This is a genomic window from Bradyrhizobium sp. 164 (assembly GCF_023073715.1).
Lineage (GTDB): Bacteria > Pseudomonadota > Alphaproteobacteria > Rhizobiales > Xanthobacteraceae > Bradyrhizobium.
The window spans coordinates 50,936-71,344 of record NZ_JADPKA010000017.1; the positions used below are offsets into that span (position 1 = coordinate 50,936).

General features: G+C 65.2%; 22 protein-coding genes. 12 read left to right on the forward strand and 10 right to left on the reverse strand.

Translation table 11 applies throughout. The features are described 5' to 3' along the window. Positions 1-344: 344 nt before the first annotated feature. From cpaB to IVB01_RS06005, 4 genes are read left to right on the forward strand one after another with little or no spacing between them, the layout of a single operon-like run. Complete coding sequence (gene cpaB / locus IVB01_RS05990) at positions 345-1,157, forward strand: Flp pilus assembly protein CpaB (protein ID WP_247276583.1); 813 nt, start codon at positions 345-347, stop codon at positions 1,155-1,157. A 13-nt stretch (positions 1,158-1,170) separates the two neighbouring features. Beyond that, a complete protein-coding gene (locus IVB01_RS05995) occupies positions 1,171-2,688 on the forward strand; it encodes a type II and III secretion system protein family protein (protein ID WP_247276584.1) in 1,518 nt (505 codons plus the stop codon). Positions 2,689-2,745: 57 nt separating this feature from the next. Further along, the gene (locus tag IVB01_RS06000; protein ID WP_247276585.1) at positions 2,746-3,480 is read left to right on the forward strand and encodes a CpaD family pilus assembly protein; all 735 of its coding nucleotides are present in this window, start codon (positions 2,746-2,748) and stop codon (positions 3,478-3,480) included. Beyond that, on the forward strand, positions 3,477-4,766 hold the full coding sequence (locus IVB01_RS06005; protein WP_247276586.1) for an AAA family ATPase: 1,290 nt from the start codon (positions 3,477-3,479) through the stop codon (positions 4,764-4,766). The genes IVB01_RS06000 and IVB01_RS06005 overlap by 4 nt, the downstream gene beginning before the upstream one ends. A gap of 80 nt (positions 4,767-4,846) precedes the next feature. Here the strand turns inward: IVB01_RS06005 and IVB01_RS06010 are convergent, their stop codons facing one another. Continuing rightward, on the reverse strand, positions 4,847-5,620 hold the full coding sequence (locus tag IVB01_RS06010; protein WP_247276587.1) for a tetratricopeptide repeat protein: 774 nt from the start codon (positions 5,618-5,620) through the stop codon (positions 4,847-4,849). Positions 5,621-5,700: 80 nt separating this feature from the next. Continuing rightward, positions 5,701-5,946 carry a PilZ domain-containing protein gene (locus IVB01_RS06015; protein WP_018644993.1) on the reverse strand — a complete coding sequence of 82 codons (246 nt, stop codon included), beginning with the start codon at positions 5,944-5,946 and terminating at the stop codon, positions 5,701-5,703. Positions 5,947-6,173: 227 nt separating this feature from the next. Between IVB01_RS06015 and IVB01_RS06020 the strand changes: the two genes are divergently transcribed. The 4 genes from IVB01_RS06020 (at position 6,174) to IVB01_RS06035 (ending at position 11,462) form a co-directional block, all read left to right on the forward strand. Then, complete coding sequence (locus IVB01_RS06020) at positions 6,174-7,712, forward strand: YifB family Mg chelatase-like AAA ATPase (protein ID WP_247494315.1); 1,539 nt, start codon at positions 6,174-6,176, stop codon at positions 7,710-7,712. Positions 7,713-7,820: 108 nt separating this feature from the next. Further along, positions 7,821-8,288, forward strand: a complete 468-nt coding sequence (locus tag IVB01_RS06025; RefSeq protein WP_247276589.1) for a hypothetical protein — start codon at positions 7,821-7,823, stop codon at positions 8,286-8,288. Positions 8,289-8,498: 210 nt separating this feature from the next. Then, positions 8,499-10,724 (forward strand): ATP-binding protein, encoded by a 2,226-nt coding sequence (locus IVB01_RS06030; RefSeq protein WP_247276618.1) that lies wholly within the window; start codon positions 8,499-8,501, stop codon positions 10,722-10,724. A gap of 108 nt (positions 10,725-10,832) precedes the next feature. Then, entirely contained in the window at positions 10,833-11,462 is a 630-nt protein-coding gene (locus IVB01_RS06035) for a histidine phosphatase family protein (protein WP_247421424.1), read from the forward strand. On the opposite strand, the gene IVB01_RS06040 is transcribed toward IVB01_RS06035, so the two are convergent. The 8 genes from IVB01_RS06040 to hisB all read right to left on the reverse strand — a co-directional run bounded on the left by IVB01_RS06040 (position 11,430) and on the right by hisB (position 16,777). Continuing rightward, positions 11,430-11,783, reverse strand: a complete 354-nt coding sequence (locus IVB01_RS06040; protein WP_247421421.1) for a hypothetical protein — start codon at positions 11,781-11,783, stop codon at positions 11,430-11,432. The two genes, IVB01_RS06035 and IVB01_RS06040, sit on opposite strands and share 33 nt — an antisense overlap. 105 nt (positions 11,784-11,888) lie before the next feature. After that, positions 11,889-12,845, reverse strand: a complete 957-nt coding sequence (gene coaA / locus IVB01_RS06045; RefSeq protein WP_200497031.1) for a type I pantothenate kinase — start codon at positions 12,843-12,845, stop codon at positions 11,889-11,891. A 21-nt stretch (positions 12,846-12,866) separates the two neighbouring features. Then, entirely contained in the window at positions 12,867-13,193 is a 327-nt protein-coding gene (locus IVB01_RS06050) for a phosphoribosyl-ATP diphosphatase (RefSeq protein WP_247276591.1), read from the reverse strand. Between the two features lie 79 nt (positions 13,194-13,272). Further along, on the reverse strand, positions 13,273-14,046 hold the full coding sequence (gene hisF, locus IVB01_RS06055; protein ID WP_145630398.1) for an imidazole glycerol phosphate synthase subunit HisF: 774 nt from the start codon (positions 14,044-14,046) through the stop codon (positions 13,273-13,275). A gap of 10 nt (positions 14,047-14,056) precedes the next feature. Beyond that, positions 14,057-14,788 carry a 1-(5-phosphoribosyl)-5-[(5-phosphoribosylamino)methylideneamino]imidazole-4-carboxamide isomerase gene (hisA, locus tag IVB01_RS06060; protein WP_247276592.1) on the reverse strand — a complete coding sequence of 244 codons (732 nt, stop codon included), beginning with the start codon at positions 14,786-14,788 and terminating at the stop codon, positions 14,057-14,059. Positions 14,789-14,942: 154 nt separating this feature from the next. Further along, on the reverse strand, positions 14,943-15,593 hold the full coding sequence (gene hisH / locus IVB01_RS06065) for an imidazole glycerol phosphate synthase subunit HisH (protein WP_247276593.1): 651 nt from the start codon (positions 15,591-15,593) through the stop codon (positions 14,943-14,945). Then, entirely contained in the window at positions 15,590-16,120 is a 531-nt protein-coding gene (locus tag IVB01_RS06070; protein ID WP_247276594.1) for a DUF2628 domain-containing protein, read from the reverse strand. Before IVB01_RS06070 ends, hisH begins: the two co-directional genes overlap by 4 nt. Positions 16,121-16,183: 63 nt before the next feature. Next, positions 16,184-16,777 (reverse strand): imidazoleglycerol-phosphate dehydratase HisB, encoded by a 594-nt coding sequence (hisB, locus tag IVB01_RS06075; RefSeq protein WP_247276595.1) that lies wholly within the window; start codon positions 16,775-16,777, stop codon positions 16,184-16,186. Between the two features lie 249 nt (positions 16,778-17,026). Here hisB and hslV point away from each other — a divergent pair, with 249 nt between their 5' ends. The 4 genes from hslV (at position 17,027) to hslU (ending at position 20,233) form a co-directional block, all read left to right on the forward strand. After that, positions 17,027-17,587, forward strand: coding sequence for an ATP-dependent protease subunit HslV (hslV, locus tag IVB01_RS06080; RefSeq protein WP_247276596.1), 561 nt, complete (start codon positions 17,027-17,029; stop codon positions 17,585-17,587). A 188-nt stretch (positions 17,588-17,775) separates the two neighbouring features. Beyond that, on the forward strand, positions 17,776-18,261 hold the full coding sequence (locus tag IVB01_RS06085) for a GNAT family N-acetyltransferase (protein WP_247276597.1): 486 nt from the start codon (positions 17,776-17,778) through the stop codon (positions 18,259-18,261). Beyond that, the gene (locus IVB01_RS06090; protein WP_247276598.1) at positions 18,258-18,875 is read left to right on the forward strand and encodes a DUF2585 domain-containing protein; all 618 of its coding nucleotides are present in this window, start codon (positions 18,258-18,260) and stop codon (positions 18,873-18,875) included. Before IVB01_RS06085 ends, IVB01_RS06090 begins: the two co-directional genes overlap by 4 nt. Positions 18,876-18,928: 53 nt before the next feature. Next, positions 18,929-20,233 (forward strand): ATP-dependent protease ATPase subunit HslU, encoded by a 1,305-nt coding sequence (gene hslU / locus IVB01_RS06095; protein ID WP_247276599.1) that lies wholly within the window; start codon positions 18,929-18,931, stop codon positions 20,231-20,233. The last annotated feature ends 176 nt before the right edge of the window (positions 20,234-20,409 follow it).

Here is a 20,409-nt window from a genome sequence, read left to right on the forward strand (position 1 = left end):
GGACGCGCAATCTCTCCCAGCTCGTCCCGGAAGGACGGACGACATCCTTTGGTGTTGTGCGCGGCCCATCTCGTAGGCAGCCCCGCCGCTGCACGCCCCCACATCACTAACCACCCGTTCACCATGACGCCGCGCCTGTCATGCGAACGAATAGGCTGGCTTGCGTAAATCTACGGGGCCGTTGGCCGGTTGAATAACGCCGCGTTCACCATCAGCCGAAAACCACCACCGTCACTGGCCATCACATCCGGCCTCGCAACACCCCTTATACTTTTCCTCCCTACTCATCGACACGGGGGACCCGCCACGTGCGGTTCGAGTGCCCCGCGTATGAGTAGAAGCGTATGAATACCGCACGCCTTGTCGTTCTCGTCATCGCGCTCGCCGCCGGGGGCGTCGCTGCGTATCTGGCGAGCGGCTATCAGAATGGGCCCGCGCCCGTTCTGCCCGTCACCGAGAAACTGCCGACCGTCGAGGTTCTCGTCGCGAAAACCGACATCGGGCTCGGCCAGGCCGTGAAGCCCGAGGATCTGCAATGGCAGGTCTGGCCGGCGGCGACGGCAAGCAACGCGTTCATTCGCCGCGACAGCAGGCCCGAGGCGCAGACCCAGATCGCCGGCTCGATCGCGCGCGTGCCGTTGATGCAGGGCGAGCCGATCCGCGAGCAGAAGCTGGTCAGGGCCGAAGGCTCCGGCTTCATGGCTGCCATCCTGCCCTCCGGCATGCGGGCCGTGTCCACCGAAATTTCAGCCGAGACCGGCGCCGGCGGCTTCATCCTGCCGAACGACCGCGTCGACATCGTGCTGACCCGCCGCCTGAAGAATCCCGATACCAACGCATCGACCGGCGGCAACGACCTCATCGTGTCCGAGGTCATTCTGACCAACATCCGCGTGCTCGCGATCGACCAGGCGCCGAAGGAAAAGGACGGCCAGACCGCCGTGATCGGCAAGACCGTCACGCTCGAGCTCAAGCCCGACCAGGTCGCCACGCTGTCGGCTGCGCGCCAGGGCGGCACGCTCCAGCTCGCGCTGCGGAGCATCGTCGATGCCAACGCAGTCGACGGGTCGCCCGAGGACCAGGCGGTCAAGCGTCCCGGTGGCGTGAACGTAATTCGTTATGGCGTGCAGGCGCGCCAACTGACGTCACAGAAGTGATGATGGGGACAGTATGAACTACGGGGATGATCGGACGGGCCTGCGCATTCGGGGGAAGCGCGCGCGCTCGGTCTTGGCGGGGACGATGCTGCTGCTGGGGCTGCTCGCAGCCTCCGACCGGCTCAGTGCCGCGGATGCCCCGGTCGGCGATCAGGCACCGATGCAGGCGCCTGATCTCGGTGTGTCCTCGGTCGCGACGATCGCGCCGGCGCGGACGCGCTTTCTGTCGCTCGGCGTCGGCAAGTCCGTCGTCATCGACCTGCCGCGCGAGGTCAAGGACGTGCTGGTGGCCGATCCCAAGATCGCCAATGCCATAATCCGCTCGGCGCAGCGCGCCTATATCATCGGCGGCCAAGTCGGCCAGACCAACGTGGTGTTCTTCACCGCCGACGGCCAGCAGGTCGCCTCCTACGACATCGCGGTGAAGCGCGACCTCAACGGCATGCGCGCCGCGCTGCGCCAGTCGCTGCCGGGCGTGCAGATCGAAGGCATCGGCGACAGCGTGATGCTGACCGGCTCGGTCTCGAGCCCGGTCGAGGCACAGCAGGCGGGCGACGTCGCCGCAAAGCTCGTCGGCGGCTCGGACAAGGTCGTCAACAACATCGTCGTTCGCGGCCGCGACCAGGTGATGCTCAAGGTCGTGGTCGGCGAAGTGCGCCGCGATATCGTCAAGCAGCTGGGCGTGGATCTCAGCGCCAGCCTGAACGCCGGCACCGCGGTGGTGAATTTCAACAATTCCAACCCGTTCTCGGTGTCTGGCGGACCGATCGTCGCGAGCAACGGACTTGGAGTCGCCGGTCTCGCCAAGGGCGTCGCCACCGTCAGCGCCACGATGCGTGCGATGGAAAGCGCCGGCGTCATGCGTACGCTCGCCGAGCCGAGCCTGACCGCGATCTCGGGCGAATCCGCCACCTTCATCGCCGGCGGCGAATTCCCGATTCCGGCCGGCTATTCCTGCGATCCGGTCACCCACGTCTGTACCACCCAGGTCACCTACAAGAAGTTCGGCATCTCCCTGAACTTCACGCCGGTCGTGCTCAGCGAAGGCCGCATCAGCCTGCGCGTCATGACCGAGGTCTCGGAGCTGTCGAATACGAACGCGATCACACTGACGCAGGCGGTGTCCTCGACCTCGAGCAACTCGATCACCATCCCCTCGGTTCAGACCCGCCGAGCCGAAACGACACTGGAAATTCCCTCCGGCGGCTCGATGGCGATGGCCGGCCTGATCCAGCAGCAGACCAAGCAGGCGATCAACGGCCTGCCCGGCGTCGACCAGGTGCCGATCATCGGCGCGCTGTTCCGCAGCCAGGACTTCGTCAACAACGAAACCGAGTTGATGGTGATCGTGACGCCCTATGTGGTGCGCGCCGTCGCCCAGAAGGAATTGTCGCGGCCCGACGACGGTTTCGCGCCGGCCTCCGACGCGCAGACGGCGCTGCTCGGCCGCATGAACCGCCTTTATGGCATCACGCGCCGCGTCGATCCCATCAACGGCACGCCCGGCGATTTCGGCTTCATCATCGATTGACGACGAGCGGACGGCCTGGGGACCGGAGCAGAAACGGGGCAAGAGGGGAATCAAGCGATGACGAGGACGATAGCCGACCGACGCCGCCCTTTGAGCGTCGCGCTGGTGCTGACGGGGCTGTCCGTCATGCTGGGCGCGTGCAACACCACCGGTGAAATCGTCACTCAGACAGTGCCGACCGACTATCGCCAGCGCCACCCGATCGCGGTGCAGGAGGGTAGGCGCTCGATCGTGATCTTCGTCGGCAAGGCGCGCGGCGGCCTCTCGGCCGCGCAGCACGCGGATGTCGCAGGCATTGCCCGGGACTGGATGCGCGAAGGCACCGGCTCCGTCGTCGTCGACGTGCCCGTCGACACCGCGAATTCGCGTGCCGCGGCGGCGACTTATCGAGAAATCCGTTCCGTGCTCGCATCCGGCGACGTGCCCTCGCGCGCCATCCTCCAGCATCCCTATCGTCCCGAAGACCCCGGCCTCCTGCCGACGATCCGGCTGAGCTATTCCAAACTCAGCGCAGTGGCCGGACCCTGCGGGTTGTGGCCGGAAGACGTTGGTCCGAACATCCTCGACCCCGGCTACAATGAGAACCGGCCGTATTTCAATCTGGGCTGCGCCAGCCAGCGCAACCTCGCGGCCATGATCGACAATCCGGCCGACCTCGAGCAGCCGCGCGCCGAGACGCCCGCCTACACCGCACGGCGCGACATCGCCTTCGACCGCTATCGCAAGGGCTCGACGACCGCGACCTCCTATCCCGAGGCCGACAAGGCCAAACTCAGCGACACCGGCAAATGACTGGCATCCACGACGAAGAAGCGGACGATCCGCGGCACCCCGACGAACACATTGCACCGGTTCCTCGCATCTCGGTGCAGGCTTTTTGCGAGACCGAGCAGACGCTCGCCGCGGTGACCGCGGCGGGGGAGGATCGGCGGCTCGCCAAGGCGCATCTCACTGCCAGGGACGGTGGTCTCGCTGCGGCAATCGAAGTCTATGAAACGATGCCGACGCCGAACGTGATCGTGATCGAATCCGACGGCACGCGTGACATCCTGGAGGGGCTCGACGACCTCGCCGGCGTCTGCGACCCCGGCACCCGCGTCGTGGTGATCGGCAATCCCAACGACACCGCGCCCTATCGCGAGCTGGTCCGCCGCGGCGTCAACGACTACGTGGTCGGGCCAGTCGAAACCCTCGACGTCGTCCGCTCGATCTGTAGCCTGTTCTCGGCATCCGAAGCCATCATCACCGGCCGCGTCATCGCGGTGGTCGGCGCCAAGGGCGGCGTCGGCGCGTCCACCGTCGCGCACAATGTGGCCTGGACCATCGCCCGCGACCTCGCGCTCGATTCCGTCGTGATCGATCTCGACCTCGCCTTCGGTACTGCGAGCCTCGACTACAATCAGGATCCGCTGCAGGGCATCGCCAACGCGGTGCTATCGCAGGACCGGCCGGACACGGCGCTGATGGAGCGCCTGCTTGCCAAATGCACCGAGCGCCTCAGCCTGCTGGCCGCCCCCGCGACGCTCGACCGCGTCTACGATTTCGGCGCCGAAGCTTTTGATGCGGTGTTCGACACGCTGCGCATGACCACGCCCTGCATCGTGCTCGACGTACCCCACCAATGGTCGGGCTGGACGCGGCGGGCGCTGGTCAACGCCGACGACATCGTGATCGTGGCCGAGCCCGATCTCGCCAATTTGCGCAACACCAAGAACATGCTGAGCGTGCTCAAGGCGGCGCGCCCGAACGACCGGCCGCCGCTGTATTGTCTCAACCAGGTCGGCATGCACAAGCGCGCGGAGATCGAGGTCAAAGCTTTCGCCAAGACCATGGAGAGCCAGCCGCTCGCGGTGATCCCGTTCGATTCGAAGCTGTTCTCGACCGCCGCCAACAACGGCCAGATGATCGCGGAGGTCTCCAAGAGCCACCGCACCACCCTTCTGTTCCAGAACATGGCCAACCGCCTCGCCGGCCGCGGCGAGGTGAAGAAGCCGAAGCGCTCGCTGCTCGGCCCGCTGCTGAAGAAGCTGAAGGGCAGGTCGGGCCGCGGATCCGCCCCGCATCGCAAGGCGTCGTAGGGGCGGCAAGCGTTTTCGAGCGACGGATCCCGGTTCGCGTCAAGAAAGCGCGCCAAAAACGAGAATCCAAACGGCGCGAGCTATTTGTCCGCCCGCTGCTGCTTCTTCGCCAGCAATTGCCGCAGCGCCGTGACCTTTGCCGCCGCCTGGTCCGGCGGCAGGTCGGCCTTCACGATGGCCTCGGCCTCGGCTTGCTTTCCTTCCAGCCCCAGCACCAGCGCGAGATTGGCGCGCACGCGGGAATCGGCGGGATTGCGCTCATGCGCGCGGCGCATCGTTTCCTCCGCCCGCGGCAGATTATTCTGGAGCATGTAAGACAGGCCGAGATTGGACAAAACCTGCGGCTCGTCGGGCACGATCTTCAAGGCGGTCGCATAATATTGCTGCGCCTCCTCATTGCGGCCGAGCTGATCGAGCGCCGCGCCCTGCGCCGACAGGATGCGCCAGTCCGGATCCTCGGGCGTATGCGCTCGGCCGAGGACGTCGAAGGCCTGCTGGAAATTGCCGTTGTCGGCGAGCGCGCGGCCATAGCCGGCGAGCAATGCCTTGTTGCTGGGATGGCCGAGCACGGCCTGCTCCATCACCGCGACCGCCTGCGCCCGCTGGCCGCTCTCGCGCAGCGCCTTGCCATAGGCGAGCACAACGCCGGGATCACCGGGCTTGGCGCGATAGCGTTCGCGCAAGGTGTCCATGTCCGGCTTGGCGTCGGCCTTCACACTGGCTTCAGATCTAACGCCGAGCGCGCCGGTGACATCCTCGATGCCATTGGTCTGGCAGCCGGCGAGGACAAGCACCATCAACGCGGGAAGCAGGAATTTCGCCGAAGGAGAGGCGGGAGACGGACGCTTGGACATACTCTGATCACTCGGCGACTGATCAGAGATGCTTACCCATTAACGCTAAAGCCCCGTTAAGGAGGCGCGGCCATTAAGGCCTAATCGACGAACTCCGCGCCGAACTCGCAGCCGATGCGCCAGCGCAGGCGGCATTGGCGGGAATAATCGGGCGCGAAGATGATGGTGAATTGCGGCGGCACTTCCAGGAATTCCGCCACCACTTTCACGCCGCCATCCGAGATATCCGTGATCGTGCAGTCGCGCGGCAGCGAGCCCGCGCCAAAGTGGATTTTGGCGAGCCGGCTGCATACCCGACGTTCGCTTCTCCGGCGATTTGCAAGCATTTGAATTCTTCACCCGTTAGACCACGGCCCATCCCGCAAGGGTAGGAGTAGCGGACATTCGTTGGAATGTGCTGAGGAGAGCCGCTCGCATTCGAGGTGTAGTGTCCGCTTCACGTTTACGATCGGGTAGGATTTTCTCGGTCCTAGGGCATGTTCCCGTATTGTTCTTGCGAAAGGCGCTAGGCTCTGCTACCCCTAATTGCGCGAAAGGGCAGGCTGGTTCGAGCATGGTTCAGCGGGTTTCTACCGTCGCCTTTGAGGGGATTGAGGCCCGTGCGGTCGACGTGCAGGTGCAGGTCGCCCCGGGGCTGCCGGCCTTCGCCATCGTCGGCCTGCCGGACAAGGCGGTGTCGGAGGCACGCGAGCGGGTCCGTTCGGCTCTGATCGCCTCGGGGCTGGCGCTGCCGGCGCGGCGGATCATCGTCAATCTGGCCCCGGCCGACCTGCCCAAGGAGGGCAGCCATTACGACCTGCCGATCGCGCTCGGGCTGATGGCGGCGATCGGCGCGATCCCGCCCGATGCACTGACCGGCTTCACAGTTCTCGGCGAGCTCGGCCTCGACGGACCGATCGCGCCGGTCGCAGGTGTCCTGCCCGCCGCGATCGGCGCCAATGCGCGCGAGGAGGGCCTGATCTGCCCGGCAGCCTGCGGCTCGGAGGCGGCCTGGGCGAGCCCGGACATCCAGATCATGGCCGCACAATCACTCATTCAGATCGCCAACCATTTCAAGGGCACGCAGGTGCTGTCGCGGCCCTCACCGAAGGTGCATGAGGCCGCCGCCTCGTCCCTCGACCTGCGCGATATCAAGGGCCAGGAGAGCGCCAAGCGGGCGCTGGAGATCGCAGCCGCGGGCGGACATCACCTGCTGATGATCGGCGCGCCCGGCGCCGGCAAATCGATGCTGGCGGCGCGCCTGCCCTCGATCCTGCCGCCGCTGTCGCCCGGCGAACTGCTCGAAGTCTCGATGATCGCGTCCGTCGCCGGCGAGATCGAGGGCGGCGCGCTGACCGCGCGGCGGCCGTTCCGCTCGCCGCATCATTCCGCCAGCATGGCCGCGCTCACCGGTGGCGGCGTGCGCGCCAAACCCGGCGAGATCTCGCTGGCGCATCAGGGTGTGCTGTTCCTCGACGAGCTGCCGGAGTTCGATCCGCGCGTGCTGGATTCGCTGCGCCAGCCCCTGGAGAACGGCGAGGTCGCGGTGTCGCGCGCCAATCATCGCGTCACCTACCCTGCCCGCTTCATGCTGGTGGCCGCGATGAATCCGTGCCGCTGCGGCAACGCGTTCGAGCCGGGCTATGCCTGCAAGCGCGGCCGCATCGACCGCTGCACCGGCGACTACCAGGCGCGCATCTCCGGTCCGTTGATGGATCGCATCGATCTGCGCATCGAGGTGCCGGCGGTGACCGCGGCCGATTTGATTCTGCCGCCGCCGGCGGAAGGCTCCGCCGAAGTCGCCGCGCGCGTGGCGGCGGCACGCGACATCCAGCTTGCGCGTTATGCGGATGCCGGCCTGCCGAACGTCCGTACCAATGCCGAGGCGCCGGCCTCGGTCCTCGAAGAGATCGCAAAACCGGATGCGCAAGGCGCCAAGCTATTGCGGGACGCGGCGGAGACCATGCGGCTGTCGGCGCGCGGCTATCACCGCGTGCTGCGGGTCGCGCGCACACTGGCCGATCTCGACAACGCGGACAAGATCGGCCGGCTGCACCTCGCCGAAGCGCTATCCTACCGCGCACTCGCGGAGGATGTGCGGCAGATGGCGTGAAGCACACGCGCATCAACCCGGCGGTAACGAGTTTCCTTTACGCTCTGCAAACCATAAGCCCCATGTGTTTCCAACTCGAGTTCCCGAGGGGCGGGCGAGTAGAGTGTCATGTTGCGTTTCAAGATCCTGGCCTCGGTTGTTCCCCTGTTGGCGGCGGCGGTGTTCGCCCGCGGCGAGATCGGATCGGTCTCGCATCCCTGCATTGCCCTGGGCGAGTCCTCGGTCGAGCTCACCTCCCTGTTCTGGACCGCCGGCGTGCATGTCGCCTTCACCGATGATCCCGCGCAGGCCACGGTACGGGTCCAGGTCACCGACAATGCGGACGCTGCGGACTTCGCGGTGGTCGACGACGGCCTCGGCTCGGAATCGGAATCCTGCCAGGGCAATCCGTGGACACGCCTGGTCTCAATCGCCGCGCAGCCCGTCGACGGCGGCCAGGTAATCTATCTCTCCACCGAAGGGCCGGCCGATTACCGCATCTATGTGCGCTCGAAGACGTTCTCGCAGCGCGAGGCCGCGGCGCTGATCGTCGGCGCCCGCGGCGGCCATGGCCGCCTGCAGGCCGCCTCACTCTAAACCGCGGTGAGATCACGATCGCGCTTTAGCTTCTTGTTTGCGCATGACCTTTTTGGAAAATCGCTGCACACTTTTGCGGATCATGCTCTGAAGCGTTAACACCTCGTCAACCCTGTTTGGAGGCGGCGCCAAAGCCTCAAGCTGTTCGCAAGGTCGACGCGACATCGTCGCACACGGCGGGCACGGGGTTTCGGACAAGGGTCGGTGGCGATGGGTCGGACGTTCCGGATCAAGGTGCGCATGCGCCGCTTCAGGCGACAGCATCCCCGTATCGCCTTCGCGCTCCGCTCCTTCATGATCTTCTCGGCGACGTTCGGCGCCGCCTATGGCTTCGTCTCCGGCAGCCGGTCCGAGAATTCCGGCTACGATCCCAACGCCTTTGCGATCGGCGCGAGCTTCCTGTTCGCGCTGGCGTGCCTTGGTCTTGCGACGCTGAGCATGCGGCTGCGCTTCGTCAACAAGCGGCTGCGTTCGCTCGCCGCCCACAACGAGGCGCTGATCGACCGCAATTGGGAGCTCAAGGAAGCCGAAGAGCGCGCCCGCAGCCTGTTCGAGCAGCAGGGCGACCTGATCGTGCTGCGCGACACGAGCGGCCGCATCACCTTTGCCAATGACGCCTATTGCGCGCTGGCCGGACAGGCCCGGAGCGCGCTGGTCGGCACACGCTTCGACTTCGACGTGCTGGAGCAGGGCGACAGCGCGCGCGAGAGCAGCGGCACGCGCGTTCACGACCAGAAAATCGCAACCCCGCTCGGTGCGCGCTGGATCGCCTGGCGCGAGGGCTATGTGCGCCGCGATGCCGGCCAGCCCGCCGAATTGCAGAGCGTCGGGCGCGACGTCACCGACCGCACCGAGACCGAGCGCGCTTTGTCCGACGCGCGCGATCAGGCCGATGCCGCCAACCGCGCGAAGTCGCGTTTCCTCGCGATGGCCTCGCACGAAATCCGCACGCCCCTCAACGGCATCATCGGCATGGGCAGCCTCTTGCTCGACACCACGCTGACGCCGGAGCAGACGACCTACGCCAGGGCGGTGAAAACTTCGGGCGAAGCACTGATGGCGCTGATCGAGGAGCTGCTCGATTATTCCAAGATCGAAGCCGGCAAGCTCGATCTCGAGCAGCGTCCGTTCGCCTTGTCCACGCTGGTCGAGGAGATCACCGAGCTTCTGGCGCCGCGTGCGCAGGCCAAGACTCTCGAGATCGCGTCCTATATCGACGAGCGCCTGCCGCTCGAGGTGGTGGGGGACGCCGCGCGGCTGCGCCAGGTGCTGCTCAACCTCGCCGGCAACGCCATCAAGTTCACCGCGAGCGGCGGCGTCGCGCTGATCGTCGAGCCCGGCATCCGGCCGAACGAGATCAGCTTCCTGGTCCGCGACACCGGCATCGGCATCGCGCCGGAAGCGCAATCGCGCATCTTCCGGGAGTTCGAGCAGGCGGACGAGCGCGTCGCGCGCACCTATGGCGGCACCGGACTCGGCCTGTCCATCAGCGAGCGCATCGTCAAGCGCATGGGCGGCCGGATCACGCTCGAGAGCGAACCGGGCAGGGGGTCGACCTTCGAGGTCGCGGTGCCGCTAGCCCCGTCACAAGCAGGTAGCGGACAGACGGCATTCGCCTGCCCCGAACTCGCCGGCAAGCCGATTCTCCTCGTCGCCGAGGGCATCGAGGCGTCGCTGATCGCACGGCGCCTGGAGCGCTGGGGCGGTCAGACCTGCATGGTGGCGGACGCCGCCGTGGCTCAAGCGCTGCTGCCGGAGCGTTCATGGCACGCCATGCTGGTCGATCGCGCGATCGGTCCCGCCGCTTCCGACCATCTCGGCGAAACCGCGCGGGCGCATGCGATGCAGCGCCTGGTGCTGCTGACCTCGAGCTCGCGCCATGAGGAACTGTCCCCGGCCTTCACCGGATTCCTGGTGAAGCCGCTGCGCGCCGCCTCGCTCGCGACACGCCTTTCGCTGACGCCGGAGGTCGCCTCGCCCGAGCTCGCACCGCAGCCATTGGCCGAATCCAAAACTGCAACGCCGGCGAAAGGGCTGTCGATCCTCGTTGCCGAGGACAACGAGATCAATGCGCTGTTGATGCGCTCGCTGCTGACGAAACTCGGCCACCGCGTCGTCATCGCTATCCACGGCGAGGCGGCGCTGGAATCCTGGCTCGCCGCCTCATCGGCCGGCACGCCCTATGATCTCGTGCTGATGGATATCCAGATGCCGCAGCTCGACGGCATTGAGACGACAAAGCGCATTCGCGCGCATGAGGCGGCCATGGGTCGCCAGCGCATGCCGATCCTGGCGCTCACCGCCAATACGCTGGTCGAGGACCGCTACGCTTGCTTCGAGGCAGGCATGAATGGATTCCTGATCAAGCCGCTCGACCGCGAGAAGCTGGATCAGGCGCTGGCGGGGCTGGCCGCGTCCCGCCACCTGAGTGTCTGATCCAGAATTTCACGAAAACCTCGGCCCGACCGGCAGTCGATAATTGAAATCGGCCTCGTTGCGCGTCACCATCCCCGAGGGGACGTTTTGCAATAGGGGACTTTGCGCATGAACGTGCTTTGCCGCCTCGCACTCATTGTCCTTATCGCTGGAATTTCCCGACACACCGCGGCCGATACGCCGGAACTCATCACATCGCTCAAGCAAGGCGGCTACGTGCTGGTGTTTCGGCACACCGCCACCGATGACAGCCAAAAGGACGTCTACCCTTTCAAATTCGACGACATGAGCGCGCAGCGCCAGCTCAGTGAAAAGGGCAGGGACATGGCGCGTCAGATCGGGACAGCGGTCAAGGATCTCGCGATTCCGATCGGCGAGGTCTACACCAGCCGGCTGAACCGCGCGGTCGAGGCGGGCAAGCTGATCTCCGGCCGCGAGGTCAAGCCGGTCGATGCGCTAACGGACAGCAGCAACGCCAGTGCGTCGGGAATGGCCAACCCGACGGGTGCAAATGCAAAGGCGGGCCAAGCCGTGCGTCATCTCGTCGATACGCCGCCGAAGGCCAGCACCAACACGTTCCTGATCACCCATAAGACGAACATCGCCGATGCCTTCGGCAAGGAGGCCGGCGACGTGCAGGAAGGCGAAGCCTTCGTCTACAAGGCCAGCAGCTCCGGCCCCGCCATCTTTGCGGGGCGCATCAGGCTAGCGGACTGGAATACGAAGGCAGGCAAGTGAGCCAACCAGCGGCGGCGTGCCAGCTAGGGTAACGGCCAGGTCGGGAGCCGAGCATGCCCCGTGCCGTCGGGCGGGACTCAGTCCGTCGGCATGCGAAAGAAAACGCGGCGCAGTGAGCTTATCAGGCGGCGCTCGGTCGGCTTTGAAGATGGTGTCCGCTTTTGCCGCGCGCTTGCAATGTGGGCACACGAAAAGATGCGCGATGATCGGCGTCGGCTCGTCCGCCAGCAGTTCGGAGCGAAACCACTTCATCTCGATGTGGCAGTCCGGGCAGATCGGAGCTTCAAGCTGCTCCGCAGCGCTTCTGAGACGATCAACCATAGTGCCTCTCCGCCGTTCTTGAAGGCATAGCGGAATACCGATTTTAGGTCTGCAACAAAAGACACTCAGCCCAACCAGCCAGGGGGGCCATGTTCACCGGCGCGATTACAGCCGCCTGAGCGCCACGCTCTCCACCGTGTGGTCGGCGCCCTTCTTCAGGATCAGCGTCGCGCGGGGCCGGGTCGGCAGGATGTTGTCCTCGAGATTGGCGAGATTGGTGCGCTCCCAGATCGCGATCGCGGTGGCGGTGGCTTCCTCATCCGACAACAGCGCGTAGCGGTTGAAGTAGGATTTCGGGTTGGTGAAGGCGGTGTCGCGCAGCGCCAGGAAGCGCTTGATGTACCATTGCCGCAGCGCCGCCTCGTCGGCGTCGATATAGACCGAGAAATCGAAGAAGTCGGAGACCACAGGCACCGCCTTGCCGTCGCGCGGCAGCTTGCCCGTCTGCAGCACGTTGACGCCTTCGACGATCAGGATGTCGGGCTGGTCGATCTCGGCCCACTGGTTCGGCACGATGTCGTAGGTCAGATGCGAATAGACCGGCGCGCGCACATGACGACGTCCGGACTTGATGTCGGAGAGGAAGCTGAGCAGCAGTGGCAGGTCGTAGCTCTCGGGAAAACCCTTCTTCTGCATGATGCCCTGCCGATCGAGCACCGCGTTGGGGTAGAGAAACCCGTCGGTGGTGATCAGCTCGACCTTCGGGCGCGGCGACCAGCGCGCCAAGAGGGCCTGGAGCACGCGGGCCGTGGTGGATTTGCCCACCGCGACCGAGCCGGCAACGCCGATGATATAGGGCACCTTGCGGTCGCGGATGTTGAGGAATTGCCGCTCGGCGTAATACAGGCGCTGCATCGCATCGACGTAGATCGAGAGCAGGCGCGACAGCGGCAGGTAAATGTCCTCGACCTCCTGGAGGTCGAGGCGGTCGTGCAGCGAGCGCAGCCGGTCGAACTCGCCCGGCTCCAGCGTCATCGGCGTGTCGTCGCGCAGGCGCGCCCATTCTTCGCGCGTATAGACGCGGTACGGATTATACTGCTGCTCGGGTGCGCGGATATCCATGACGCGATCTTTCCACCTCGGCTAGTTGCCGCTCTTGCGCGACGCCTTTTCTTCCAACCCTGACATCGACGTCCGCTTGTCCAGCGCGGCCTCGACCTCCTCCAGCTTTACGCCGCGGGCCTTGAGCAGCACAAGGAAATGGTAGAGCAGATCGGCGCTCTCGGCGATCAGATGCGCGCGATCGTTTTCGACTGCTGCGATTACGGTTTCGACTGCCTCCTCACCGAACTTCTTGGCGCAATGCTCGGCGCCCTTGTCCAGAAGCTTGCGGGTATAGGAGGCCTCGCCACCGGCGGCCGCGCGGGCATCGATGGTCTCGGCCAGATCATGGATCGTGAAACGCGGCATACGGAATACTCGGAAAACGCGATACGGCCGAACGAGCCGTCCCACACGGCTCGTGTAGCACTTTTACGAACGGGAGTCGTCAGGCATCGAGGCGCATGGGCAGCCCGCGCCGTGCCATATGCTCCTTGGCTTCGCGGATGGTGAATTCCCCGAAGTGGAAGATCGAGGCCGCCAGCACGGCGGTGGCGTGCCCGTCGCGGATACCGTCGACGAGATGGTCAAGATTGCCGACGCCGCCCGAGGCAATCACCGGAACGGAGACGCTGTCGGCGATCGCGCGGGTCAGCGGAATGTCAAAGCCCTGCCTGGTGCCGTCGCGATCCATCGAGGTGAGCAGGATCTCGCCGGCGCCGAGCGAGACCACTTCCTGGGCATATTCGATGGCATCGATGCCGGTCGAATTGCGCCCGCCATGGGTGAAGATCTCCCAGCGGTCGCCGCCCGGACGCTTGACGCGCTTGGCATCGATCGCCACCACCACGCATTGCTCGCCGAATTTTTCGGCCGCTTCCTTGACGAACTCCCGCCGTGATACCGCGGCGCTATTGATCGAGACCTTGTCGGCGCCGGCGCGCAGCAGCGTCTTGATGTCGTTGACCTCACGCACGCCGCCGCCGACGGTGACAGGCATGAAGCAGGCTTCTGCCGTGCGCCGGACCACATCAAGCATGATGCCGCGGTTCTCATGGGTCGCAGTGATGTCGAGGAAGGTAAGCTCGTCGGCCCCAGCGGCATCATAGGCGATTGCGGCCTCGACAGGGTCGCCGGCATCGCGCAAATCGACGAAATTCACGCCCTTGACGACCCTTCCGTCCTTGACGTCGAGGCAGGGGATCACGCGCACCTTGAACATTGGATGCCTCCTAGCGCGCGTTACGGATCAAAGCGAGGGCGGCGGCGGGATCAAGCCGGCCATCATAGAGCGCGCGGCCTGCGATCGCGCCGGCGAGCTTCTTGGCGCGCGGCGTCAGCATCGCCTTGACGTCCTCGATCGAAGCAAGGCCGCCGGAGGCGATCACCGGAATCGAAATCGCGTCCGCCAGCGCAATGGTCGCGTCCAGATTCAGGCCCTTGAGCAGACCGTCGCGTGCGATGTCGGTGAAGATGATGGCGGCAACGCCGGCGTCCTCGAACCGCTGCGCGATCTCCAGCACTGTGACCTGCGAGGTCTCGGCCCAGCCTTCGACAGCGACCTTGCCGTCGCGGGCGTCTAACCCGACCGCGACGCGGCTGGGGAATTGCTTCGCCGCCGCCTTCACCAATTCAGGGTCGCGCACCGCGGCGGTGCCGATGATGACGCGGGTGATGCCCTTGCCGAGCCAGGCTTCAACCGTCGCGAGATCGCGAATGCCGCCGCCGAGCTGCACCGGAATCTTGATCGTCTTCAGCATCACCTCGACGGCCTGCGCATTGACCGGCTTGCCGGCAAAGGCGCCGTCGAGATCGACGACGTGGAGATACTCAAAGCCCTGCGCGGCGAAGCTCTGCGCCTGCGCCGCGGGATCGAGATTGAATACGGTGGCGCGCGCCATGTCGCCTTGCTCGAGACGCACGCACTGGCCGTTCTTGAGATCGATCGCGGGGAAGAGAATCATGTTGCACCTGCTCCCGTCCCCATCGTAGGAACGGACCTGTCAGCTATGCACTCCGTCATTGCGAGCGCAGCGAAGCAATCCAGACTGCCGCCGCGCAAAGACGCTGGATTGCTTCGCTTCGCTCGCAATGACGAGGTGAAAGCCGTCGAATTCATCACGGTTTCCATCGCAAAAAGTTCGAGATCAGGGCCAGCCCGAACCGCTGGCTCTTCTCGGGGTGGAATTGCGTGCCGATCGCGGTGTCCTTCGCGACGATCGCGGTGACGGGCCCGCCATAGTCGGCGCGCGCCAGCACGTCCGCCTCGTTGGCGGGGTTGAGGTGATAGGAGTGCACGAAATAGGCGTGCTGGCCCTTGGGGCCAAGCGGCAGCTTGTTCAGCACCGGATGCTCGCGCAGCACCTCGAGCGTGTTCCAGCCCATGTGCGGGATCTTCAGGTTTTCGTCGCGCGGCGTGATCTTCTCGACGTCGCCGCCGATCCAATTCAGCCCCTCCGTCGTGACGTGCTCCTTGCCGCGGCTCGCCATCAATTGCATGCCGACGCAGATGCCGAAGAACGGCCGCGCCTTGACGCGCACCGCTTCGGTGATGGCCTCAACCATGCCGTTGACGGCGTCAAGTCCGCGCCGGCAATCGGCGAAAGCGCCGACGCCCGGCAGCACCAGACGGTCGGCGCTGTAGGCCTGGTCCGGATCGCTGGTAACGAATACCTTTTGCGGGTCCTCCAGGCTGCGCGCGGCACGTTCGAAGGCCTTGGCGGCGGAATGCAGATTGCCCGAACCGTAATCGATGATGGCGACGCTCATCTTGACCCTCCCGGTTCTGGAAACAACCCAATGATGCCGCCCGCCGGCAACGGCGGCGGGTTCGAGAATTGCTGACCCGGCACGCTACGGGTCGGCGGCGGGCCGCCGCGATCGACGGCCCATTGATCGTTGACGATGCCGTGCTGCTTCTGGCTCCAACGTTCGAAGAAGCGATGCTCGGCAGTGTCTTCCTTGTCGGCAATCACGACGTCGAGCTGCCGCCATTTGCCGCGTGAGAGAGTCCAGCGGCGCAGGCTCGAGGCCTCGAAGCCCATCAGCAGCGCGACGATGATATTGGCGAAGAAGATCGAGCTGCGTCCAACACCCAGGCTGGACAGCCCCGCATTGAACGCGGCCACGAAGATCACCCAGCCGATCAGCGCCAGCCACAGCCGATTCCACAGCAGCCAGAGCGGGCCGAAGATCATCGCCCAAAAGTGGAAGCCGTCGCGCACGAAGACGAACTTGTCGGTCGCGCGCAAATCGGCTCCGGCAGGGGAGGGAGCATGAACTGTGTAGACAGGCATGGTGATGCCCCGTTCTCTAAATTCAGTGATACCGCAAGCGGCGCGTGCCGCCGGCCGAAGATGTCAGCCGCCGAGCGAGCCCTTGGTGGACGGGATCTCGCCCACAGCCTTCGGATCGATCGCGACAGCGGTGCGCAGCGCCCGCGCCAGACCCTTGAAGCAGGACTCGGCGATATGGTGGCTGTTATCGCCATATAGGGTCTCGACGTGGAGAGTCACGCCGGCGTTGATGGCGAAGGCCTGGAACCACTCGCGCACCAGCTCGGTGTCGAACTCGCCGATCTTGTCGCGGGGAAAGTGGGCCTTGAACACCAGGAACGGGCGGCCCGAGATGTCGATGACCACGCGCGACAGCGTCTCGTCCATGGGCATGTGCACGCTGGCATAGCGGGTGATACCCGCCATGTTGCCGAGCGCCTGCTTGGCCGCCTGGCCGAGCGCAATGCCGGTGTCTTCGGTGGTATGGTGATGATCAATGTGCAGGTCGCCTACCGCCTTGATCGTGAGGTCGATGCGGGAATGGCGGGCGAGGAGATCGAGCATATGGTCGAAAAAGCCGATGCCGGTCGCGATATTGGCCACGCCGGTGCCATCGAGGTTCACGGTGACCTCGATGTCGGTTTCCTTGGTCTTGCGCTTGATCGTCGCGGTGCGCATTGAAGGCTTTCGCTTTCATTTCAGCATGATCTCGGTCGGAAAAGCGATATCCGCTTTTCCAAATCATGCTGTTCGGGGCCGAAAACGCCGGTCTTTTACCAGCCAAATGACGCCTTCGCTACTGCGGGAACGGCTCGCCGGGCCTCTACTTCTGCCTATGGTGAGCGAATTAGGCCCGGAGCGGCCGTTGTGCGCCGGTTGTCCCTTTGGCCCCGACCGCCTAAATCAGGCCGACAACGAGGGTCATTCATGCAGGATTCCCAGAACAGCTCCCCTAGCTGGCACGGCACCACGATTTTGACGGTCCGCAAGGGCGGCAAGGTGGTGGTTGGCGGCGACGGCCAGGTCTCGATCGGCCAGACCGTGATCAAGTCCAACGCCAAGAAGGTCCGCAAGCTCGGCAAGGGCGACGTCATCGGCGGCTTTGCCGGCGCCACCGCCGACGCCTTCACGCTCTTTGAGCGGCTGGAGAGCAAGCTGGAGCAATATCCGGGGCAGCTGACCCGGGCCGCGGTCGAGCTCGCCAAGGACTGGCGCACCGACCGTTACCTGCGGCGGCTGGAGGCCATGATGATCGTGGCCGACAAGGACGTCTCCCTGGTCCTGACCGGCACCGGCGACGTGCTCGAGCCTGAGGCCGGCGTGATGGCGATCGGCTCCGGCGGTAATTATGCACTCGCGGCGGCCCGCGCCCTGCTCGACACCGATAAGGACGCCGAGACCATCGTCCGCCGCTCCCTCGACATCGCTGCCGACATCTGCGTCTACACCAACCGGAATGTGACGATCGAGAGCCTCGCGAGCGGGTAGGCGGAGTGTCATTTGTCCGAAGGCTTGTCCGGATGCTCGGTGCAACCTCTCCCGCTTGCGGGGGAGGTCGGCGCGAAGCGCCGGGTGGGGGCTCTCTCCTCTGGGGGATTGTCCCATTGCGGAAGCACCCTCTCCCCGACCCTCTCCCGCAAGCGGGAGAGGGAGCGCAATGCCACCGCGGCTGCTAGATGACGCCCACCTACGCCTTCCGCTCGATGACAACGGCCGATCTGCCGCTGATCCGGCGGTGGCTGGGCGAAGCGCATGTGCGGGAATGGTGGGGCGATCCGGACGAGCAGCTTGAGCTGGTCAGCGGCGATCTTGACGAGCCGGCGATGGACCAGTTCATCGTGTTGGCCGACGGCAAGCCCTTCGGCTATCTTCAGTGTTACCGGCTGACGGCCTGGAATACGGGCTTTGGGCCGCAACCGGAGGGCACGCGTGGGATCGACCAGTTCATCGGCGAAAGCGACATGATCGCGCGCGGCCATGGCTCGGCCTTCATTCGCCAATTCGTCGACGCGCAGCTGCGCGCCGGTCTGCCGCGGATCGTGACCGATCCTGATCCGCTCAACGCACGCGCGGTACGCGCCTATGCGAAGGCCGGCTTCGTCCGCGACCGCATGGTCGAGACGCCGGACGGACCGGCGCTGTTGATGGTGCGTCAACCGTGACGCTGGCGAACACGCAACGGAGCAAGCTCGCCGTACCCCCGCAAGCCTGGCTCGGCATCGCGCTGTTGCTGGTGGCGTTGCAGGCCTCCATCCTGTTCGCGGCGGGGCGCGTGCCGATCTGCACCTGCGGCTATGTGAAGTTGTGGCATGGCGTGGTGAACAGCTCGGAGAATTCGCAACAGGTCGCCGACTGGTACAGCTTCTCCCACGTCCTGCACGGCTTCCTGTTCTACGGCCTGACCTGGCTGCTGTTCGCGCGGCTGCCCGCGCTGCCTTTGTCATGGCCGGCGCGGCTGATCATCGCCATGCTGATCGAAGGCGCCTGGGAAATCGTCGAGAACTCGCCATTCATCATCGAACGCTACCGTGCCGGTACGATTTCGCTGGACTATTACGGCGACAGCATCGTCAATTCGGTCTCTGACACGCTGTTCATGGTGCTGGGCTTCCTCGCCGCACGCCTGCTGCCGGTGCCGGCAACGGTGGCGATCGGGCTCGCCTTCGAGATCATGCTGGCGCTCCACATTCGCGACAATCTGACGCTGAATATTCTGATGCTGATCCATCCGATCGAGGCCGTGAAGCAATGGCAATCCGGCCCGCCGATCATCTGATGGCTGAAAAAAGCGGCTTGTCCCGGCCTGAATCTGACCCTAGCTAAGGTGCCATGACAGACTTCTCCCCCCGCGAAATCGTTTCTGAACTCGACCGTTTCATCGTCGGCCAGGCCGATGCCAAGCGCGCCGTCTCGATCGCGCTTCGCAACCGCTGGCGGCGACAGCAGCTCGAAGGCTCCTTGCGCGAGGAGGTGCTGCCGAAAAACATCCTGATGATCGGCCCCACCGGCGTCGGCAAGACGGAAATCGCGCGGCGGCTCGCCAAGCTCGCGAATGCACCCTTCCTGAAGGTGGAAGCGACCAAGTTCACCGAAGTCGGCTATGTCGGCCGCGACGTCGAGCAGATCGTGCGCGATCTCGTCGAGGTCGCGATCGTCCAGGTGCGCGAGCGCAAGCGCAAGGACGTGCATGCGCGGGCGCAGCTCGCGGCCGAGGAGCGCGTGCTCGATGCACTGGTCGGCGCCAATGCCTCTTCCGCGACGCGGGAGTCGTTCCGCAAGAAGCTGCGTGCCGGCGAGCTCAATGACAAGGAAATCGAGATCGAGACGCAGTCGTCCGGCGGCGGCATGCCGATGTTCGAGATCCCCGGCATGCCGGGCGCGCAGATGGGCGCGATCTCGATCGGCGACATCTTTGGCAAGCTGGGCGGCCGCAGCAAGACGCGACGGCTGACGGTGGAGGGCTCGCATGAAATTCTCGTCAACGAGGAATCCGACAAGCTCTTGGACACCGAGCAGCTCACGCTGGAGGCGATCAGCGCGGTCGAGAACAACGGCATCGTGTTCCTGGACGAGATCGACAAGATCTGCGCGCGCGACGGCCGCGTCGGCGGCGACGTCTCGCGCGAGGGCGTGCAGCGCGATCTCTTGCCGCTGATCGAGGGCACCTCGGTCTCGACCAAGCACGGCGCGGTCAAGACCGACCACATCCTGTTCATCGCCTCCGGCGCCTTCCATGTCGCAAAGCCGTCCGACCTGTTGCCGGAGTTGCAGGGCCGGTTGCCGATCCGCGTCGAATTGCAGGCGCTGACCCGCGACGACATGCGCCGGATACTGACCGAGCCCGAAGCCTCGCTGATCAAGCAATATGTCGCCTTGATGCTGACCGAAGGCGTGACGCTCGACATCACCGACAGCGCGATCGATGCGCTGGCCGACGTCGCGGTCGCCGTCAATTCCACCGTCGAGAACATCGGCGCGCGGCGGCTCCAGACCGTGATGGAGCGGGTGCTGGACGAGATCTCCTTCACCGCTCCCGACCGCAATGGCGAGACGGTCCGGGTCGACGCCGATTACGTGCAGAAGCACGTCGGCGACCTCGCCAAAAATGCGGATTTGAGCCGGTTCATTTTGTAATTCGGTCGGGGTCGGCTATCTATCCCGCTGTCGTCCTGGCGAGGGCCAGGACCCATTACCCCCGGCGGTCCTTGTTGAAACAGATGGCGACTCCGATTTCGGCTCAAACGACCTTCTGTGGTTTTGGGCCCGGGATCAGCGCTCGCTATGCGCGCTTGTCCGGAGGGACCGCGGAG

Coding starts and splice junctions, on each gene's coding strand:
- IVB01_RS06070 (WP_247276594.1), bottom strand. CDS start 16,120: ATGCCTGTCTACACAGTTCATGCTCCCTCCCCTGCCGGAGCCGATTTG.
- IVB01_RS06005 (WP_247276586.1), top strand. CDS start 3,477: ATGACTGGCATCCACGACGAAGAAGCGGACGATCCGCGGCACCCCGAC.
- IVB01_RS06015 (WP_018644993.1), bottom strand. CDS start 5,946: ATGCTTGCAAATCGCCGGAGAAGCGAACGTCGGGTATGCAGCCGGCTC.
- IVB01_RS06035 (WP_247421424.1), top strand. CDS start 10,833: ATGAACGTGCTTTGCCGCCTCGCACTCATTGTCCTTATCGCTGGAATT.
- IVB01_RS06085 (WP_247276597.1), top strand. CDS start 17,776: ATGACGCCCACCTACGCCTTCCGCTCGATGACAACGGCCGATCTGCCG.
- hslU (WP_247276599.1), top strand. CDS start 18,929: ATGACAGACTTCTCCCCCCGCGAAATCGTTTCTGAACTCGACCGTTTC.
- IVB01_RS06025 (WP_247276589.1), top strand. CDS start 7,821: ATGTTGCGTTTCAAGATCCTGGCCTCGGTTGTTCCCCTGTTGGCGGCG.
- IVB01_RS06040 (WP_247421421.1), bottom strand. CDS start 11,783: ATGGTTGATCGTCTCAGAAGCGCTGCGGAGCAGCTTGAAGCTCCGATC.
- IVB01_RS06000 (WP_247276585.1), top strand. CDS start 2,746: ATGACGAGGACGATAGCCGACCGACGCCGCCCTTTGAGCGTCGCGCTG.
- coaA (WP_200497031.1), bottom strand. CDS start 12,845: ATGGATATCCGCGCACCCGAGCAGCAGTATAATCCGTACCGCGTCTAT.
- IVB01_RS06010 (WP_247276587.1), bottom strand. CDS start 5,620: ATGTCCAAGCGTCCGTCTCCCGCCTCTCCTTCGGCGAAATTCCTGCTT.
- hisB (WP_247276595.1), bottom strand. CDS start 16,777: ATGCGCACCGCGACGATCAAGCGCAAGACCAAGGAAACCGACATCGAG.
- IVB01_RS06020 (WP_247494315.1), top strand. CDS start 6,174: ATGGTTCAGCGGGTTTCTACCGTCGCCTTTGAGGGGATTGAGGCCCGT.
- hslV (WP_247276596.1), top strand. CDS start 17,027: ATGCAGGATTCCCAGAACAGCTCCCCTAGCTGGCACGGCACCACGATT.
- hisF (WP_145630398.1), bottom strand. CDS start 14,046: ATGTTCAAGGTGCGCGTGATCCCCTGCCTCGACGTCAAGGACGGAAGG.
- IVB01_RS06030 (WP_247276618.1), top strand. CDS start 8,499: ATGGGTCGGACGTTCCGGATCAAGGTGCGCATGCGCCGCTTCAGGCGA.
- IVB01_RS06050 (WP_247276591.1), bottom strand. CDS start 13,193: ATGCCGCGTTTCACGATCCATGATCTGGCCGAGACCATCGATGCCCGC.
- IVB01_RS05995 (WP_247276584.1), top strand. CDS start 1,171: ATGAACTACGGGGATGATCGGACGGGCCTGCGCATTCGGGGGAAGCGC.
- hisA (WP_247276592.1), bottom strand. CDS start 14,788: ATGATTCTCTTCCCCGCGATCGATCTCAAGAACGGCCAGTGCGTGCGT.
- cpaB (WP_247276583.1), top strand. CDS start 345: ATGAATACCGCACGCCTTGTCGTTCTCGTCATCGCGCTCGCCGCCGGG.
- hisH (WP_247276593.1), bottom strand. CDS start 15,593: ATGAGCGTCGCCATCATCGATTACGGTTCGGGCAATCTGCATTCCGCC.